This window comes from Caulobacter sp. 05L422 (assembly GCF_056397765.1).
On record NZ_JBFTOB010000012.1, the window covers coordinates 126,053 to 142,096 of the forward strand.

The window sequence follows — 16,044 nt, forward strand, 5'->3', positions numbered from 1 at the left end:
CTCTTCTTACTAAAGGACCTGAGTGGAGGCCTCGCGCCCCTTTTCGACCAGGATCAGGTCGCCGTCGACCAGATCGAACACCGTCACCGAGACATGGTCGGGCCGGAACGCAGCCACCGCCTCGCCGCCGGTCGCCACCGACACCGCCGCGTTCAGGGCAACGAAATGGCTGAACACCGCCGCGCCGGGATGCGAAGCCACGCCTTCGGCGACCTGCCGGGTCCAAGCCGCATAGTCGAGATCGCCCTGGATATCGCTCCATCGCCCTTGGAAGGCCGCGCGCAACCAGCCAGGGCGCGCCTCGGCGTCGAGGGCCGCCGGCGTCGGGATCTCGCCGACCCGGGAATCGATCTCGACGCTCACGCCCAGGGCGTCGGCCAGCGGTTGGGCGGTCTCCCGGCAGCGCCGCAGGGGCGAGCTCACCACCCGGGACGGGCGCTCGATCTCGGGCAAGGCCAGCAGAACGCCCGCCACGGCCCGCGCCTGTTCGGCGCCGACCTCGTCCAGCCCGGGATCCTGATCCGCGTCGCCCCAGGTCGAGGCCGGACGGCCGTGACGGATCATGTGAATACGGATCATCGACTTTCCCATCCCCGCAAGATCTTCCCAGCGTCGCCCGCGACGCCGGGTTTCGTTCTAACGCTTCCGGCGTCAGATCGGGCGCGCTTCGCCATCGGAGCGTGCGAATGCGCAAAAACAAACCTCGACCTTATCGCCTCGCCCGCTTCGGATTCCGCCGCAATCTTCAGCAGTTTTCGAATCGACGGCGCATTTTTGGCCATCCCGCCGAAACACCGCCGACGCCATCCAGTCGCGGAGGATGCGCCTTGCGTCCAGTTCTTCGCCGACAAAACCGCCGTTTTGGCGATCCATGGTCGACAATCGATGTCCACGGGACGGTTTGGCCGACCAAACACGCGCTGATCAGTTTTGATGCTTTACGTGCACAAATAATCATCAATGAGCGAAACTCGACGGAACTCGCCCCATAAAGCGCGTCAGCGTGCTTGTGAGCCGACAGGCCGGCGTGCTCCGTGCCGCTCTGTCAGCGGCGCCCGCGCCGTTTGGGCGTGAAAGAAGTCTGATGAAAAAGATCGAAGCCGTCATCAAGCCGTTCAAGCTCGATGAGGTCAAAGAGGCGCTCCAGGACATGGGCGTGCAGGGCATGACCGTGCTGGAAGCCAAGGGCTATGGCCGCCAGAAGGGCCATACCGAGCTCTATCGCGGCGCCGAGTACGTCGTCGACTTTCTCCCCAAGATCAAAGTCGAAGTCGTGGTCGAAGACAGCCAGTTGGAACCCGCGCTCGAAGCCATCACCAACGCCGCCCGCACGGGCCGCATCGGCGACGGCAAGATTTTCGTGTCCGAGATCACGGAAGTCGTCCGCATCCGCACCGGAGAAACCGGCCCGTCCGCCGTCTAGGCCGCGCCGAAAACAGCTTAACGCTCAAAGGGGATAACGATGAGCACCGCCAAGCAAATCCTGGATCTGATCAAGGAAAAGGACGTCAAGTACGTCGACGTTCGTTTCACCGACGTGCGCGGCAAGCTGCAGCACGTCACCTTCGACATCGATCTGGTCGATGACGACTTCCTCAACGACGGCACCATGTTCGACGGCTCGTCGATCGCCGGCTGGAAGGCCATCAACGAGTCGGACATGAAGCTGCGTCCGGACCTCGACAGCGCCATCATCGACCCGTTCTACCAGCAGACCACCCTGGCGCTGTTCTGCGACGTGGTGAACCCCGACACGGGCACCCCCTACAACCGCGACCCGCGCTCGATCGCCAAGAACGCCCTGGCCTACGTCAAGTCGTCGGGCATCGGCGACACCGTGTTCTTCGGTCCGGAAGCCGAGTTCTTCATCTTCGACGACGTGCGCTGGAACACCTCGTCGAACAACACCGGCTACTCGTTCGACTCCGTCGAACTGCCGGGCAACTCGGCCAAGGAATATCCGGAAGGCAACATGGGCCACCGCCCGGGTCCGAAGGGCGGCTACTTCCCGGTCAACCCGATCGACTCGGCTCAGGACCTGCGCGGCGAAATGCTGGCCGTCATGGGCGAGCTGGGCATGAAGCCGGAAAAGCACCACCACGAAGTGGCGCCCGCCCAGCACGAACTCGGCCTGAAGTTCGACACCATGGTCGTGATGGCCGACCGCATGCAGCTCTACAAGTACGTGATCCACAACGTGGCCCACGCCTACGGCAAGTCGGCCACCTTCATGGCCAAGCCGATGTTCGGCGACAACGGCTCGGGCATGCACGTGCACCAGTCGATCTGGCAGGACGGCAAGCCGCTGTTCGCCGGCGACAAGTACGCCGGCCTGTCGGACATGTGCCTGTGGTACATCGGCGGCATCATCAAGCACGCCAAGGCGATCAACGCGTTCTCGAACTCCACGACGAACTCGTACAAGCGCCTGGTGCCCGGCTACGAAGCCCCGGTGAAGCTGGCCTACTCGTCGCGTAACCGTTCGGCCTCGATCCGCATCCCGCACGTCGACTCGCCGAAGGCCAAGCGTCTGGAAGCCCGCTTCCCCGACCCGATGGGCAACCCGTACCTGACGTTCGTCGCCCTGCTGATGGCTGGCCTCGACGGCATCAACAACAAGATCGATCCGGGCGCGCCCGCCGACAAGAACCTGTACGACCTGCCGCCTCGCGAGCAGAAGAAGATCCCGGAAGTCTGCGGTTCGCTCCGCGAGGCTCTCGAGAACCTCGACAAGGACCGCGCCTTCCTGAAGGCCGGCGGCGTCATGGATGACGACTTCATCGACAGCTACATCGAGCTGAAGATGGAAGAAGTCATGCGCCTGACCCTGCACCCGCACCCGGTCGAATTCGACATGTACTACAAGTGCTAAGCCTAACCGCTTAGGACGAAGGACGAGGCCCGCGGAGCGATCCGCGGGCCTTTTCTTTAGGCTTTGGCCAGACCCACGCCCCCGACCGGCGCCGTCTCGAACCGGTGCCCGAAGCCGGCGATGATCGGGCGGGCCTTGGCGATGGCGGCCTGGACGGACGGCAGCTTCAGTGACCCGGCGTGGCTGTCCTTGTCGGTCCAGACCTCGGTGATCCACAGGGCGTCGGCGTCGGCCGAGTCCTTGGCGACGATGTAGCTGAGGCAGCCGGGCATGCCCTCGGTGCTCTCCGACAGGATGGCGACCAGTTCGTCCCGCTTACCGGGCGCGGCCTTCATCTGGCCGATCAGTCCGTACATTCCCTTGTCCATTGGGGTCTTCTCCTCCTTGGCCTGGGTCAGCGACGGCGCGGCGACGGCCGCCAGGGCCAGCCCGCCCGCCAACAGCGCGCGCCGTTCGATATCGTCGATTGGATGCGTCATGGTTCCTCCCCCTCGCCAGTCTCGGCGAGCATGGACCGGATCGTGTCAGCATCCGGCGAAGCCAGCGCCGCGCCAAGCCCCAGCAGGTGCAGGGCGTTGAAGCACGGAGGCCGCCCGGCGGGGCGGACGATCCGCACCCGATCAATCCAGCAGGCAGAGCGGACCAGGTCGAGCGGCGCGATGATCGCCCCGCGCCCAGCGGCGCAGCTTTCCATCGCCTCCTCGATCTCGCCGGCGTGGTCCAGCCGCCGCAAGGCCTCCGGCTGGGCGCCGAACACCGTCTCGAACCAGTGCCCGAACACGAACTCGTATTCGTCGTAGGTGGCGAAGGCGGTGCGCGAGAGGGCGGCCAGGTCCTGCGGGACCTCCATCCCGACGGGGGCGGCCAGCACCAGTTCCTCGCGAGCGATCGGCGTCGACTGCACCGGCGCGGCGACGACCGGCCGGTAGGTGACGCCCAGGTCGACGGCCCCGGTCGACACGGCCTGCAGCAGCGTCTCGTGCGAGCCGAACAGCAGCTCGATCGGGCGATCCGCCGGCAGTCCCGCATAGAGCCGAGGCGCCAGGCGATAGCGTCCGAAGGCCGAGACCACGGCCAGGCGCAGCGGCCGCAGGGCCGGGTCGGCGCGACTCAGCCGCTCGCGGGTGCGCTCCACCTCGTCCAAAGCCCGGCCGACGGCTTCGAACAGGGCCTGGCCGGCGGCGGTCAGGCGCAGGCCTCGCCCCACCCGCTCGAACAGCGGCCGGCCGATCTCGCGCTCGAAGGCCTTAAGGTCGTGATGGATGGCCGGCGGCGACTTGCCCAGGCGCGGGCTGGCCGCGGCGATGCCGCCCGCCGCCGCCACCGCGTGGAACACCGCCGCCCGCCGCAGATCGACATGTCGCATCGTTTCGCAATCCAGAACGGAGGGCCTATCCGTTCGAAATATTGCCGAACCGCGTTCGGCGCTAGGTCTGGGTCTTCTTCGAAGGAGGCGCCGATGACCTGGAGACACCTGACGCTGGCGGCCGCCCTGGCGGTCGGTCTGACCGGCGGCCCAGCCCATGCCCGGACTGAACAGGCGGCCTTCCTGTTCACCTACGACGTCGATCGCGGCAAGGAGACCGCGTTCGAGGCCGGCTACGCCGCGCACCTGCAATGGCACGCCGCCCACGCCGACACCCTGCCCTGGTTCGGCTGGTACGTGACCAGCGGCCCGCGCACCGGCCTGTTCGTCGACGGGACCTTCGGCGTTCCGTTCGCGGCGATGGACGCTCGCCCCGATCCCGCCGGCGACGGCGCCGACATGGAGGCCCGTGTCCTGCCCTACGCCAAGGCCCGCGCCTATTCGGCCCATGTGCTGTGGCCCGAGCCCAGCACGGTCCGCAGCCTTGAGACCCGTCAGCCCAGCCCGGCGCTCGACGTCTACAGCCTTCGCGTTTCGCCCGGCGACATCGCGGCCTTCGAGACCGCCCTGCTCGCTTCGACCAAAGCCGGCAAGGATGGTTTGGCCTGGACCTGGTACCGCCTGGCGGGCGGCGGCGAGCTTGGGAGCTATCTGGTTCTGGTCCCGCGCCGGGCCTGGGCCGACCTGGCCGGCCGCCCCGCCGACCTGACAGGCCTGATGGCGGCGGCTTATGGCGCGAACCCGGACCAGGCCCGCGCGGCGGCCCTGGTCAAAAGCGTCGAGTCGAGACCTGGTCCTATCAGCCCAAGCTCAGCCGGCTGCCCTAGGCCTTGCACTCGCCCTGGGTCGCGACGCTGGCCCCCGCCGCGGCGGCTGTGCAGGCGCTGGCGTAGGTCTTGCCGTCGCAGCCGCAGACCGGGGCGTAGATCATCGTGCACATCTGCGGCGCCTTGCGGCAGGTCCCAGCGACATCGGCCACATGACACTGACCAGCCGGCGTCTGGCAGACCAGGCCCGAGGCGCACTGGAAGCCCGCGAAGCCGCCGCACATGCCGCCCTTGGCCACGGGGGTCCGTGCGTTGGTCGGCGGCGGCGAGGATGGACCGGAAGGCGCGGCCGCGGTGCAGCTTAGCAGCGCCAGGGAAGCCAGGAGGATCGTCAGGGGGCGCCAGGTCATCGACGGTCTCCACGTTCGGGGGCAGATGCGGCCCGCATCCTGGCATGCGCCGCCCAAGCCGGGCAAATCCGCCGCCGGCCCAGCTTTCCACCCCTTTTCTTCCCGAGCCGCGCGGCCCATACGGGGCGCTCCCGCCGAATCGACGCATGTTCCCGTAATGTCCGCTAAAGACGATCCCAACTTCTCGCTGTTCGGCGACGACGCCCTGTCGCCGCCGCCCGCTTCGCCGTTCCCCGCCCGCGAGCCGCATCCCGAGCCCGCGCCGCGTCCGGCCGCCCCGCCGCCTCCGACGGCCGCGCCCAGCGCGCCGCCGCCCTCGTCCGGCGGCTACGACGCCAGCTCGATCGAGGTGCTCGAGGGCCTCGAGCCCGTCCGCATGCGTCCCGGCATGTACATCGGCGGCACCGACGAGCGGGCCCTGCACCACCTGTTCGCCGAAGTGCTGGACAATTCGATGGACGAAGCCGTGGCCGGCTTCGCCAAGACCATCGAGGTCAAGCTCGACGCCGACGGCTACCTGTCGGTGCGCGACGACGGCCGCGGCATGCCCGTCGACGAGCACCCCAAGCACCCGGGCAAGTCGGCCCTGGAAGTGATCATGACCGTCCTGCACGCGGGCGGTAAGTTCAGCGGCAAGGCCTACGAAACCTCGGGCGGCCTGCACGGGGTCGGCGCCAGCGTCGTCAACGCCCTGTCCGAACTGGTCGAGGTCACCGTCTGGCGCGACGGCTTCGAGCACCGCCAGAGCTTCGCCCGCGGCAAGCCGCTGGGCCCGGTCGAGCAGATCCAGCCGTCCAAGAAGAAGGGCACCCAGGTGCGCTTCAAGCCCGACGACCAGATCTTCGGCGAGGGCTGCGGCTTCAAGCCGGCGCGCCTGTACCGGATGGCCCGCTCCAAGGCCTATCTGTTCCGCGGCGTGCAGATCAAATGGTCCTGCGATCCGTCGCGGATCCACGACCAGACCCCGCCCGAGGCCACCTTCCACTTCCCCAACGGCCTGGCCGACTTCCTGGCCGAGCGCACCAAGGGGCTGGAGCTGGTCACGCCCGATAGCTTCTCGGGCCGCATCGAGCGCCAGGGCGAGGCCGGCGCCGTCGAGTGGGCCATCGCCTGGACCCCGCGCGGCTTTGGCGAGCACGACGGCTTCATGCAGTCGTACTGTAATACGGTGCCCACCCCCGAGGGCGGCACCCACGAGAGCGGCCTGCGCGCCGCCCTGACCCGTGGCCTGAAGGCCTATGCCGAACTGAAGAACGAGAAGCGCGCGGCGATCATCACCGCTGACGACGTCATCGCCCAGGCCGGCGCCCTGATCTCGGTGTTCATCAAGAACCCGGAATTCCAGGGCCAGACCAAGGAAAAACTCTCTTCGAGCGAGGCCCAGCGCTTCGTCGAGAACGCCCTGCGCGACCCGTTCGACCACTGGCTGACCGGCTCGCCCAAGGCCGCCCAGGCCCTGCTGGAGTTCGTGATCGAGCGGGCCGAGGAACGGCTCAAGCGCCGCAAGGACAAGGAAGTCCAGCGCGCCTCGGCGACCCGCAAGCTGCGTCTGCCGGGCAAGCTGGCCGACTGCGCGGCCGGGGCCGTGGACGGCGCGGAACTGTTCATCGTCGAAGGCGACTCGGCCGGCGGCTCGGCCAAGCAGGCCCGCAACCGCAAGAACCAGGCGATCCTGCCCCTGCGCGGCAAGATCCTCAACGTGGCCTCGGCCAGCGGCGAGAAATTCACGGCCAACAAGGAGCTCAGCGACCTGATGCTGGCCCTCGGGGCCCAGGGCGGCAATCGGTACAAGGAAGAGGATCTGCGCTACGAGCGGATCATCATCATGACCGACGCCGACGTCGACGGCGCCCACATCGCCAGCCTGCTGATCACCTTCTTCTACCGCACCATGCCGGACCTGATCCGCCAGGGTCACCTGTTCCTGGCCCTGCCGCCGCTGTACCGCCTCAGCCACGGCGGCAAGAGCGCCTATGCCCGCGACGACGAGCACAAGGACGAGCTGCTGGCCACGATGTTCAAGGGCAAGAAGCCCGAGATCGGCCGCTTCAAGGGCCTGGGCGAGATGATGGCCTCCCAGTTGAAGGAGACCACCATGGACCCGTCGGTGCGCACCCTGGCCAAGATCACCCTTCCCCGATCCGAGGAAGCCGTCGAGGCCCTGGTCGAGACCCTGATGGGACGCAAGCCCGAGCTGCGCTTCCGGTTCATCCAGGAGAACGCCGAGTTCGCGGCGGACGACCTGGATCTGTAGGGTTCTTTTCCGAGAGGTCGTCGCGGCGATCACTTGCCCCCTACGGACCGCTTCGCGGTCGTCTTCCCCCACCAGGGGGAAGAGGAGATCGTGCGGGGTCCTCCGCCCCCTATGGGGGCGGACAGACCGCGAAGCGGTCAGGTGGGGGCAAGTGGGTGTGATCCCAGGTCAAAGACCATGAAGCGCCCAGACACTCTTGAACCCACCCTCCCCCTCCGGGAGAGGTGAAAGACGGCCTGCCCCCTCCAGCTCACGGCAGGTTGACTCTGAAGTTTACTCGCGTAATTTTCTGTTATTATTACGAATGTAAATAAACGGAGAAACCGATGCGCCTGAACCTCAAGATCACCGCCCTGACCGCCCTGCCCCTGCTCCTCGCCAGCCCCGCCCTGGCCTCGGCGGGAGCCGCCGCTCCTGCCCGCCACCTCGGCATCGGCGACATCTTCGGCGACGCCGCGGCGCCGGTGCAGTTCGTCATCCTGCTCCTGCTGGCCACCATCGTCGCCGCGCCGGTCCTGCTGGCCTTCGGTCGCGCCTCGAAGCTGGGCGTGCTGGCCAAGGGCGCGCCGTTGCTGGCGGTCGCCGCCTGCCTGTTCACCCTGCTGGCCGGAGCGGTCGGGATCGCCAACAGCCCGGTCGTCCCGTCCCTGACCGTGCTGGCCCCGGGCCTGGCCGAAAGCCTGCTGCTGCTGATCCTGGGCGCCCTGGCCACCTTCTCGGCCGTGGTCTGCCGCGAACTGGCCAAGCCGCGCGGCCTGGCCTGAGGATCAGTCGGGGACGCGTACTCATGGCAAGGCCCAGGCCGTCCTGGCGAGCGCCTCGGAGTGAGTACGCGTCCCCCTCGTTCGCACCGCGCCCCGCGCGACCATTTCGCCGCACCGCAGCATTCTTTCCCCGGCGCCCTTGCTTTCCAGACGGTTTTAGCCTCCTTAGGCCGCCCATCAGACCGTGTTTCACCGCGCCTCATCGGCATCCCGGCGAAAAAGGTCTATTCTCTGAAGATATTGACCAAGAACACGGTCCGTTTGGGGGTCGTATTTGGTCGTGGTGCGGGCCGCGTGCGTTTGTGTGTGCGCCGTCCGCTTGAAACGAACTGGACCCGCATGCCCTTCCCCGCCTCCCACCCCGCTCTTGAGCGGGCTCTTGCCGCTCAAGGTTACCTCGAGCCCACCCCCGTCCAGGCCGCCGTGCTGGAAGCCGACGCCGAAGGCCGCGACCTGCTGGTCAGCGCCCAGACCGGCTCGGGCAAGACCGTGGCCTTCGGCCTGGCCGCCGCCCCCACCCTGATCGGCGACGCCGAGAAGCTGGGCAAGGCCGGCGCCCCGATGTGCCTGGTGATCGCCCCGACCCGCGAACTGGCCATCCAGGTCAATCGCGAGCTGACCTGGCTTTACGCCGAGGCCGGCGCCGTGGTCGTCAACTGCGTGGGCGGCATGGACGCCCGTCGCGAGCAGCGCGCCCTGAACTTCGGCGCCCACATCGTGGTCGGCACCCCGGGCCGCCTGCGCGACCACATCGAGCGCGGCCACCTGGACCTGTCGGAGCTGAAGGTCGCCGTCCTCGACGAGGCCGACGAGATGCTCGACATGGGCTTCCGCGAAGACCTGGAATTCATCCTCGACGCCGCCCCGGCCGAGCGCCGCACCCTGCTGTTCTCGGCCACCCTGGCCCGCGAGATCGTGCAGCTGGCCAAGAGCTACCAGAACGACGCCCTGCGCATCGACACCCTGGGCCGCAACGAGCCGCACCGCGACATCGAATATCGCGCCGTCCGCGTCGCGCCCAACGAGACCGAGCACGCGATCGTCAACCTGCTGCGCTATTTCGAAAGCCCCGGCGCCCTGGTGTTCTGCAACACCCGCGAAAGCGTCCGCGCCCTGCACAGCAAGCTGCGCGAGCGTGGCTTCGCCGTGGTCGGCCTGTCGGGCGAGCTGAGCCAACGTGAACGCGCCGACGCCCTGCAGGCGCTGCGCGACGGCCACGCCCGCGTCTGCGTCGCCACCGACGTCGCCGCCCGCGGCCTGGACCTGCCGGACCTCGGCCTGGTCATCCACGCCGAACTGCCGGTCAACAAGGCCACCCTGCTGCACCGTTCGGGCCGCACCGGCCGGGCCGGCAAGAAGGGCGTCAGCGCCCTAGTCGTCCCCTACACCCGCCGCCGCAAGGCCGAGCAGCTGCTGATGGCCGCCGGCGTCGAAGGCAACTGGGGCGGCGCCCCGACCGCCGACGAGATCCGCGTCAAGGACACCGAGCGCCTGCTCGACGATCCGATCTTCAACGAGGCCGTGGTCGAGGAAGACACCGCCCTGGCCGAAGCCATGCTGGCCAAGCGCACGCCGCTGGAGATCGCCGCCGCCCTGATCCGCACCCGCCGCGCCAAGCTGCCGGCCCCGGAAGAGATCTACGACGACCCGCGCCACGGCGCTGACCCAGGCCCGCGCGTGCGCGGGGAGCGTTCCAATGACGCCGGCGACCGCTTCGCCGACCGCGCGCCCCGCGACTTCGGCGGCCGCGACGCCCGTGACTTCGGGGACCGTCCGGAACGCGAACCGCGCGCCGACATGAGCAACTCGGCCTGGTTCCGCCTCAACACCGGCCGCCGCAACAACGCCGACCCCAAGTGGCTGATCCCGCTGATCTGCCGCCTGGGCCACATCACCAAGAAGGACATCGGCTCGATCCGGATCTTCGACTACGACACCAAGTTCGAGATCTCGGCCGAGGCGGAAGTGAAGTTCGGGGCGGCCGTCCAGGCCACCGTGCGCGACGACGTGACCATCACCCCGACCACGGCCCCGGCCGCCCGGGACGCTTCGGGTCCGCGCAAGGAATACGCGCCCCGTCCGCCGCGTGACGACAACGACGCCCCGCGTCGCGAATTCACGCCGCGTCCGCCGCGCGACAACGCCGGCCCCCGTGGTCCGCGCGCCAACGCGCCAGGTTCGCGCGACAGCAGCCCGCGTCCGTCGAGCTACGGCGCCGACGGCGTCAGCAACGCCAAGCCCTATGCCCGCGGCGAAGAGCCCAAGCGCGACTACAAGCCGCGCGACCGCGACGAGGGCCCGAAGCGTGACTTCAAGCCGCGCCCGGCCCGCGACGACGCCCCGCGCGACTTCAAGCCCCGCGCCCCGCGCGATGAGGCCCCCAAGGCCTATTCGCCGCTGAACGAAGGCCCGGCCCCGCGCCGCGCCCCGCGTGAAGCTCGTGAGAGCGTGCCCTACGATCCGGAAGCCAAGCCGGCCAAGGCGCCCTATGTCGCCCGTCCTCGCGACGGCGCGCCGGGCGGCAAGCCCTATGTCGGCAAGAGCGCCGATGGCCCCGCCAAGCCGTTCAAGGGCCCCAAGCCCTTCAAGGCCAAGGGTTCGTTTGGTGACAAGCCGGCGTTCGGCGCCAAGCCCGCATTCGGCAAGAAGCCGGCCGGCAAGGCGCCGTTCAAGAAGAAGTAGTTTGACGTGGAGGGGGTGATCACTTGCCCCCTCCGCGCCTTCGGCGCTCCTCCCCCAAAGGGGGAAGAGGCGTCGCGCGCGTCCTCCGCCCCCTATGGGGGCGGACAGACCGCGAAGCGGTCAGGTGGGGGCAAGTCCGCCGGTTCTAAACCGCCTGGCCCGCGCACCACCCAGACGCCCAGGCCCACTGGAAGTTATACCCGCCCAGCCAGCCGGTGACGTCCACCACCTCGCCGATGAAGTACAGCCCCGGGACCGCCTTCGCCTCCATGGTCCGCGAGTCCAGGCCGTCGGTGTCGACCCCGCCCAAGGTCACTTCCGCCGTCCGGTAGCCTTCCGAGCCCACCGGCTTGAAGGTCCAGGCGTTGACCGTGGCGGCCACGCCGCGCAGCAGCACGTCCGAGCAGTCGGCCATGTTGCCGTAGGCCCCGGCGTCCTCGGCGATCAGCTGGGCCAGGCGCTTGGGCAGCATCTCGCCCAGCACGGTCGACAGCGCCCGCTTCGGCGTGGCGGTCCGCGCGGTGCGCAGGACCTGGAAGACGTCGACGCCCGGCGCCATGTTCACGCTGATCTCGCCGCCCTCGCGCCAGAAGGACGAAATCTGCAGGATCGACGGACCCGACAGGCCGCGATGGGTGAACAGCATGGCCTCGGCGAACTTGGTCTTGCCGCTGGAGACCACCGCGTCCAAGGCCACGCCCGACAGCGGGGCCAGGCGCTCGAGCGTCTTCACCTCGAAGGTCAGCGGCACCAGGGCCGGCCGGGTCTCCTGGATGGCGAGGCCGAACTGCTGGGCGATCTCGTAGCCCAGGCCCGTCGCGCCCATCTTCGGGATCGACTTGCCGCCGGTGGCGACCACGACCGAACGGCAGGACACCGGCCCGTGGGCGAAGCTGACACGCCAGCCCCCCTCTTGTTTAGTGTCGTCCTTGGCCACGCTCTTGACCTCGGTCTCCAGGCGCAGCTTGACGCCGGCCTTGTCCATCTCGGTCAGCAGCATCTCGATGACCTGCTTTGCCGAGCCGTCGCAGAACAGCTGGCCCAGGGTCTTCTCGTGGAAGGCGATGCCGTACTTCTGGACCAGGGCAATGAAGTCGGCCGGTCGATAGCGGCGCAGGGCCGAGACGCAGAACTTCGGATTGGCCGACAGGAAGTTGGCCGGGGCGGTGTTGACGTTGGTGAAGTTGCAGCGCCCGCCGCCGCTGATGCGGATCTTCTCGCCGGGAGCCTTGGCGTGGTCGACGATCAGCACCGAGCGGCCGCGCTTGCCCGCCTCGATGGCGCACATCATGCCGGCCGCGCCGGCGCCCAGCACCACGACGTCGAAATCTTCCAAGGCCATCGCCCTCTCTATTGAGCGGCGTATCGACAGGAGGGCGGCCGGGAAGTCAATGCGGCGACGTTGACGTTCAGGGCCGCGGGCGCGATCCTGCGCCCATGGCCGACGGCGCTGACATCCATCTCGACCCCGAACGCGCGGCCCGGCTCCGGGCCGCGGCAGAGGCCGCGGGCGTCTCTCTTGAGACCTACGCCTTGCAAGCCCTCGACCAAGCCTTGGACGACGAATGGTCGGAAGCGGTCGCGGCGCTGGAAGACCATGACCGCACCGGCGTTTCCTATGCCGCCGAGGACGCCATCGCCGAATTCCGCGCGAACGTCGAAGTCGGGCTAGCGAAACGGAAATGAAGCGCGAGGTCCGGCTGACGGCTCGGGCCAGACATGACCTTTCGCGCCTTGAAGCCTTTCTCATCGAGAAAAGCCCGGATGCGGCGCGGCGAGCCGTCGATGCGATCGCCAGCGCGGTCCAGTCGCTGGCGGATCACGCCGAGCGAGGTCTCTCGGGTCCACGACCCGACCTGCGGCAGATCCCCGTTGTGTTCGGCAATTCCGGCTATGTGATTCAGTATCGCGTGTCCCGAGAAGCCGTCCTTATAGCGCGGATCAAACACGCGCTCGAACGGCCCTAGCGATCACCCCGCCGTCGGCTCGTTCAGCACGAACACCCCGATGCCGATCAGCAGCAGGACCAGGCCGCACCAGATCGACACCGCGATCCACCGCGCCCTGGCCAGGCGGCGAGCCATGGCCTAGCCGGCCCGGCGCATCGGCGCGGAGCTCGACGCCGCGTGGCCGCCGCTGACCTGGAAGCGGCTCATCATCTGAACCAGGCCGCCAATCTCGGTCTTGAGGGAATGGCTGACGGCCGTCGCTTGCTCGATCATGGCGGCGTTCTGTTGCACGCCCTGATCCATCTGGTTGACGGCGGCGTTGACCTCGTTGAGGCCCGTGGCCTGCTCGCCGGCCGAGGCGGCCAACTCCTTCACCAGGGCGTCGATCTCGCCCACCTTGAACACGATGCCTTCCAGGGCCTCGCCGGTCTGGCCGACCAGCTTGACGCCCTGGCCGACCTGGCCGGCCGAGGTCGAGATCAGGGTCTTGATCTCCTTGGCGGCTTCGGCGGAGCGCTGGGCCAGGGCCCGCACTTCCTGGGCGACCACCGCGAAGCCGCGACCGGCGTCACCGGCCCGCGCCGCTTCGACACCGGCGTTGAGGGCCAGCAGGTTGGTCTGGAAGGCGATCTCGTCGATCACCCCGATGATCTGGCCGATCTGCTGCGAAGACTGCTCGATGCCGGTCATGGCCGCGACGGCGCCGCGCACGACCTCGCCCGAGCGTTCGGCGTCCTCGCGGGTGGAGCCGACCACGCGGGCGGCGTCGTTGGCCCCCTGCGAGGCGCGGCGGACGGTGGCGGTGATCTCGTCCAGGGCGGCGGCGGTCTCTTCGAGGCTGGCGGCCTGCTGCTCGCTGCGGCGAGCGGTGTTGTCGGCGGCGGCGGTGATCTCGTCGGAGTTGCGGCCGATCCCGCCGACGGCGGCCAGGACCTGGCCCATGGCCTGGTCGAGGTGATCCATGGCGCCGTTGAAGTCTGTGCGCAGCTGGCCGTAGCCCTGCGGGAACTGGTCGACGAGGCGAACGGTCAGGTCGCCCTCCGACAGGCGGGCCAGGCCCTGGGCGATCCGCTCCATGACGAAGGCCTGGTCCTGGGCCGCGCCCTGGCTGGCCGCCTCGTTGCGCAGGCGCTCGGCCTCGCTGGAGGCGCTGATCCGCTGCTGCTCGGCCTGCGACGTGCGCAGGGCCACGGCGTTGTCCTTGAACACCTGGACGGCGCGAGCCATCAGCCCGACCTCGTCCTTGCGGCCCGTGGCGGCGACGGTCACGTCCAGCTCGCCCTGGGCCAGGGTGGTCATGGTCTTGGACAGCGAGGCCACCGGACGCGAGATCTTGGTCGCGCCGATCCACAGCGCGAAGCCCATGCCGCCGATCGCGGCGACCAGGCCCAGCAGCATGGTGGTCAGAGCGCCCTGATTGGCCTTCTTGTTGGCGCCGGCCACCAGGGCGTCGGTTTCGACGTGGTAGCCGTCGCCCCAGGCCTTGGCGTCCTTGGACAGGCTCTCGATGGCCGGATCCAGCGCCGAGAGGCGCGCGATGGCACCGGTGTCATCATTGGCCAGGCCGAGGTCGGCGGCGGCGCGGCCGTCGGCGTAGAGGGCGTCGATGCGCTGGCGGAAACCGTCGGCGGTCGGGCCGATGGCCGGGTCGGCCTTGACCATCTTGTCCAGGCTGTCCTTTCCCTCGGCATAGACCTTGTCGAGTTCCTTGGAGGCCGACTGGGCCGCTTCCGAGGTCCCTTCGTAGGTCACCGCGCGGTGGGCGGCGTGGCCCATCATGCTCAGGCGACGGCTGAAGCGGGCGGACTGGACCTCGGCCGGCGAGCGATGCTCGACCAGGATGCGCGTGGCATCCTGCAGGCTCTTTTCCTGCCAGACCCCCATGCCCGTGCAGCCGAGAACGGCGACGGCCAGGATGGCGGCGGGCAACAGGACCTTGGTCGAGATCTTGAGGTCGTCGAGACCCATGGCTTCCCCCGTCGGGCCTTGAACGCTGAAAACAAGCGCGGCCAGTGTCGTGATTTGAGGGAATTCTCCGCCTGACCGCGTGAAAGACGGGTTAACGCGGGGGAAACAGCCAGGGCAGGCCGGCCTTGGCGGAAGGGTCGTAGATCGTGGCGTGATGCTGGTCGGGCATGGGGTCGTAGCGCCAGACCAAACCCTTGTGCGGCATGGCTTTCAGCGCCGCGACGACCCGGTCCACGCCCGCCTGCATCGTCGTGCCTTCGTCGCCGATCGACAGGTAGAGCCGGCGCCCGCCGAACTTCCCCTTGGCCAGCAAGGAAGACGCCTCACGCGACAGGCTCTGGTCGTCCCACCACAGGCTGGGGCTGGCGGCGAGGTAGGCGTCGAAGGCCTGGGGTTCGCGCAGGAAGGTCTCGACCACGAACAGCCCGGCCAGGGACTCGCCGATCAGGCCGTTGCGGCCGCTGGTGCGGTAGCGCGCCTCCACCCAGGGCTGGAGTTCGTCGACCAGGAAGCGGCGATACGCCGCGGAGCCGCCCGACTGCGGCAGCAGCTTGAGGTCGTCGGCGAACGTGGCCGGATGGGTCAGGTCGTGCTTGCGGTCGACGCCCTCGATCCCGACGACGATCATCGGCGCCAGGGTTCCGGCGGCGGTCAGTTGGGCGACGAAGTCGGTGATCTTGGGGAAGTCCTCCTGAACCGTGCCGCCATCGAGCAGGTACAGCACCGGAAACCGCTGTTTCGACGCCGCATAGCCCGGCGGCAGGGCCACATTGACCCGGCGCTGGCCGCCCAACACGCGGCTGTCGACCATGAAGGTCCCGTCCGGCGTGACGGCGCGAGACACGGAAGGAACCAGGGCGGCGGCGGCGCCGGCGGCGGCGAGGAATCGTCTGCGATGCATGCCCAAGGCTTAGCCATGAAACGGCGATCGCCAAGGGCCGTTCGCAGAAAGCGCCCTCGCGCGCTTGACGCCAGCGCCTGGGGGGTTAGGAACCCTGCCCTCCTCCCGCCC

The 16,044-nt window shown here is 68.7% G+C and carries 15 protein-coding genes; 7 read left to right on the top strand and 8 right to left on the bottom strand.

Annotation, left to right across the window (positions count from 1 at the left end; all coding sequences use genetic code 11):
• Positions 1-9 precede the first annotated feature (9 nt).
• Both AC1DMQ_RS13280 and AC1DMQ_RS13285 read right to left on the bottom strand, forming a co-directional pair.
• The gene (locus AC1DMQ_RS13280) at positions 10-579 is read right to left on the bottom strand and encodes a histidine phosphatase family protein (protein ID WP_477034030.1); all 570 of its coding nucleotides are present in this window, start codon (positions 577-579) and stop codon (positions 10-12) included.
• Between the two features lie 72 nt (positions 580-651).
• On the bottom strand, positions 652-873 hold the full coding sequence (locus tag AC1DMQ_RS13285; RefSeq protein ID WP_477034031.1) for a hypothetical protein: 222 nt from the start codon (positions 871-873) through the stop codon (positions 652-654).
• 211 nt (positions 874-1,084) lie between these two features.
• Between AC1DMQ_RS13285 and AC1DMQ_RS13290 the strand changes: the two genes are divergently transcribed.
• Positions 1,085-1,423: a P-II family nitrogen regulator gene (locus tag AC1DMQ_RS13290; protein WP_035089775.1), complete on the top strand. Its 339-nt coding sequence runs from the start codon at positions 1,085-1,087 to the stop codon at positions 1,421-1,423.
• Between the two features lie 39 nt (positions 1,424-1,462).
• Complete coding sequence (gene glnA, locus AC1DMQ_RS13295; RefSeq protein ID WP_477034032.1) at positions 1,463-2,872, top strand: type I glutamate--ammonia ligase; 1,410 nt, start codon at positions 1,463-1,465, stop codon at positions 2,870-2,872.
• A 56-nt stretch (positions 2,873-2,928) separates the two neighbouring features.
• Here the strand turns inward: glnA and AC1DMQ_RS13300 are convergent, their stop codons facing one another.
• The 3 genes from AC1DMQ_RS13300 to AC1DMQ_RS13310 form a co-directional block, all read right to left on the bottom strand.
• Complete coding sequence (locus AC1DMQ_RS13300; RefSeq protein ID WP_477034033.1) at positions 2,929-3,351, bottom strand: putative quinol monooxygenase; 423 nt, start codon at positions 3,349-3,351, stop codon at positions 2,929-2,931.
• Positions 3,348-4,238 carry a LysR family transcriptional regulator gene (locus AC1DMQ_RS13305; protein ID WP_477034034.1) on the bottom strand — a complete coding sequence of 297 codons (891 nt, stop codon included), beginning with the start codon at positions 4,236-4,238 and terminating at the stop codon, positions 3,348-3,350. The genes AC1DMQ_RS13300 and AC1DMQ_RS13305 overlap by 4 nt, the downstream gene beginning before the upstream one ends.
• A gap of 823 nt (positions 4,239-5,061) precedes the next feature.
• A complete protein-coding gene (locus tag AC1DMQ_RS13310) occupies positions 5,062-5,415 on the bottom strand; it encodes a Kazal-type serine protease inhibitor domain-containing protein (RefSeq protein ID WP_477034035.1) in 354 nt (117 codons plus the stop codon).
• 157 nt (positions 5,416-5,572) lie between these two features.
• Between AC1DMQ_RS13310 and parE the strand changes: the two genes are divergently transcribed.
• From parE to AC1DMQ_RS13325, 3 genes are all read left to right on the top strand, one after another.
• Complete coding sequence (gene parE / locus AC1DMQ_RS13315) at positions 5,573-7,669, top strand: DNA topoisomerase IV subunit B (protein WP_477034036.1); 2,097 nt, start codon at positions 5,573-5,575, stop codon at positions 7,667-7,669.
• Positions 7,670-7,995: 326 nt separating this feature from the next.
• On the top strand, positions 7,996-8,433 hold the full coding sequence (locus AC1DMQ_RS13320) for a hypothetical protein (protein WP_477034037.1): 438 nt from the start codon (positions 7,996-7,998) through the stop codon (positions 8,431-8,433).
• 339 nt (positions 8,434-8,772) lie between these two features.
• Positions 8,773-11,115: a DEAD/DEAH box helicase gene (locus AC1DMQ_RS13325; protein ID WP_477034038.1), complete on the top strand. Its 2,343-nt coding sequence runs from the start codon at positions 8,773-8,775 to the stop codon at positions 11,113-11,115.
• 145 nt (positions 11,116-11,260) lie between these two features.
• On the opposite strand, the gene AC1DMQ_RS13330 is transcribed toward AC1DMQ_RS13325, so the two are convergent.
• The gene (locus tag AC1DMQ_RS13330) at positions 11,261-12,451 is read right to left on the bottom strand and encodes a BaiN/RdsA family NAD(P)/FAD-dependent oxidoreductase (protein WP_477034057.1); all 1,191 of its coding nucleotides are present in this window, start codon (positions 12,449-12,451) and stop codon (positions 11,261-11,263) included.
• 101 nt (positions 12,452-12,552) lie between these two features.
• Here AC1DMQ_RS13330 and AC1DMQ_RS13335 point away from each other — a divergent pair, with 101 nt between their 5' ends.
• Both AC1DMQ_RS13335 and AC1DMQ_RS13340 read left to right on the top strand, forming a co-directional pair.
• The gene (locus AC1DMQ_RS13335) at positions 12,553-12,801 is read left to right on the top strand and encodes a hypothetical protein (protein ID WP_477034039.1); all 249 of its coding nucleotides are present in this window, start codon (positions 12,553-12,555) and stop codon (positions 12,799-12,801) included.
• On the top strand, positions 12,798-13,082 hold the full coding sequence (locus AC1DMQ_RS13340) for a type II toxin-antitoxin system RelE/ParE family toxin (RefSeq protein WP_477034040.1): 285 nt from the start codon (positions 12,798-12,800) through the stop codon (positions 13,080-13,082). Before AC1DMQ_RS13335 ends, AC1DMQ_RS13340 begins: the two co-directional genes overlap by 4 nt.
• Positions 13,083-13,202: 120 nt before the next feature.
• Here AC1DMQ_RS13340 and AC1DMQ_RS13345 read toward each other — a convergent pair whose 3' ends face one another.
• Positions 13,203-15,032, bottom strand: coding sequence for a methyl-accepting chemotaxis protein (locus tag AC1DMQ_RS13345; protein ID WP_477034041.1), 1,830 nt, complete (start codon positions 15,030-15,032; stop codon positions 13,203-13,205).
• A 91-nt stretch (positions 15,033-15,123) separates the two neighbouring features.
• Positions 15,124-15,933 (bottom strand): alpha/beta hydrolase, encoded by an 810-nt coding sequence (locus tag AC1DMQ_RS13350; protein ID WP_477034042.1) that lies wholly within the window; start codon positions 15,931-15,933, stop codon positions 15,124-15,126.
• Positions 15,934-16,044: the final 111 nt, after the last annotated feature.

What these genes read in the sequence shown, in the direction of transcription:
- AC1DMQ_RS13280 (WP_477034030.1), bottom strand. Translation starts at nt 579, where the DNA reads ATGATCCGTATTCACATGATCCGTCACGGCCGTCCGGCCTCGACCTGG.
- AC1DMQ_RS13285 (WP_477034031.1), bottom strand. Translation starts at nt 873, where the DNA reads ATGGATCGCCAAAACGGCGGTTTTGTCGGCGAAGAACTGGACGCAAGG.
- AC1DMQ_RS13290 (WP_035089775.1), top strand. Translation starts at nt 1,085, where the DNA reads ATGAAAAAGATCGAAGCCGTCATCAAGCCGTTCAAGCTCGATGAGGTC.
- glnA (WP_477034032.1), top strand. Translation starts at nt 1,463, where the DNA reads ATGAGCACCGCCAAGCAAATCCTGGATCTGATCAAGGAAAAGGACGTC.
- AC1DMQ_RS13300 (WP_477034033.1), bottom strand. Translation starts at nt 3,351, where the DNA reads ATGACGCATCCAATCGACGATATCGAACGGCGCGCGCTGTTGGCGGGC.
- AC1DMQ_RS13305 (WP_477034034.1), bottom strand. Translation starts at nt 4,238, where the DNA reads ATGCGACATGTCGATCTGCGGCGGGCGGCGGTGTTCCACGCGGTGGCG.
- AC1DMQ_RS13310 (WP_477034035.1), bottom strand. Translation starts at nt 5,415, where the DNA reads ATGACCTGGCGCCCCCTGACGATCCTCCTGGCTTCCCTGGCGCTGCTA.
- parE (WP_477034036.1), top strand. Translation starts at nt 5,573, where the DNA reads ATGTCCGCTAAAGACGATCCCAACTTCTCGCTGTTCGGCGACGACGCC.
- AC1DMQ_RS13320 (WP_477034037.1), top strand. Translation starts at nt 7,996, where the DNA reads ATGCGCCTGAACCTCAAGATCACCGCCCTGACCGCCCTGCCCCTGCTC.
- AC1DMQ_RS13325 (WP_477034038.1), top strand. Translation starts at nt 8,773, where the DNA reads ATGCCCTTCCCCGCCTCCCACCCCGCTCTTGAGCGGGCTCTTGCCGCT.
- AC1DMQ_RS13335 (WP_477034039.1), top strand. Translation starts at nt 12,553, where the DNA reads ATGGCCGACGGCGCTGACATCCATCTCGACCCCGAACGCGCGGCCCGG.
- AC1DMQ_RS13340 (WP_477034040.1), top strand. Translation starts at nt 12,798, where the DNA reads ATGAAGCGCGAGGTCCGGCTGACGGCTCGGGCCAGACATGACCTTTCG.
- AC1DMQ_RS13345 (WP_477034041.1), bottom strand. Translation starts at nt 15,032, where the DNA reads ATGGGTCTCGACGACCTCAAGATCTCGACCAAGGTCCTGTTGCCCGCC.
- AC1DMQ_RS13350 (WP_477034042.1), bottom strand. Translation starts at nt 15,933, where the DNA reads ATGCATCGCAGACGATTCCTCGCCGCCGCCGGCGCCGCCGCCGCCCTG.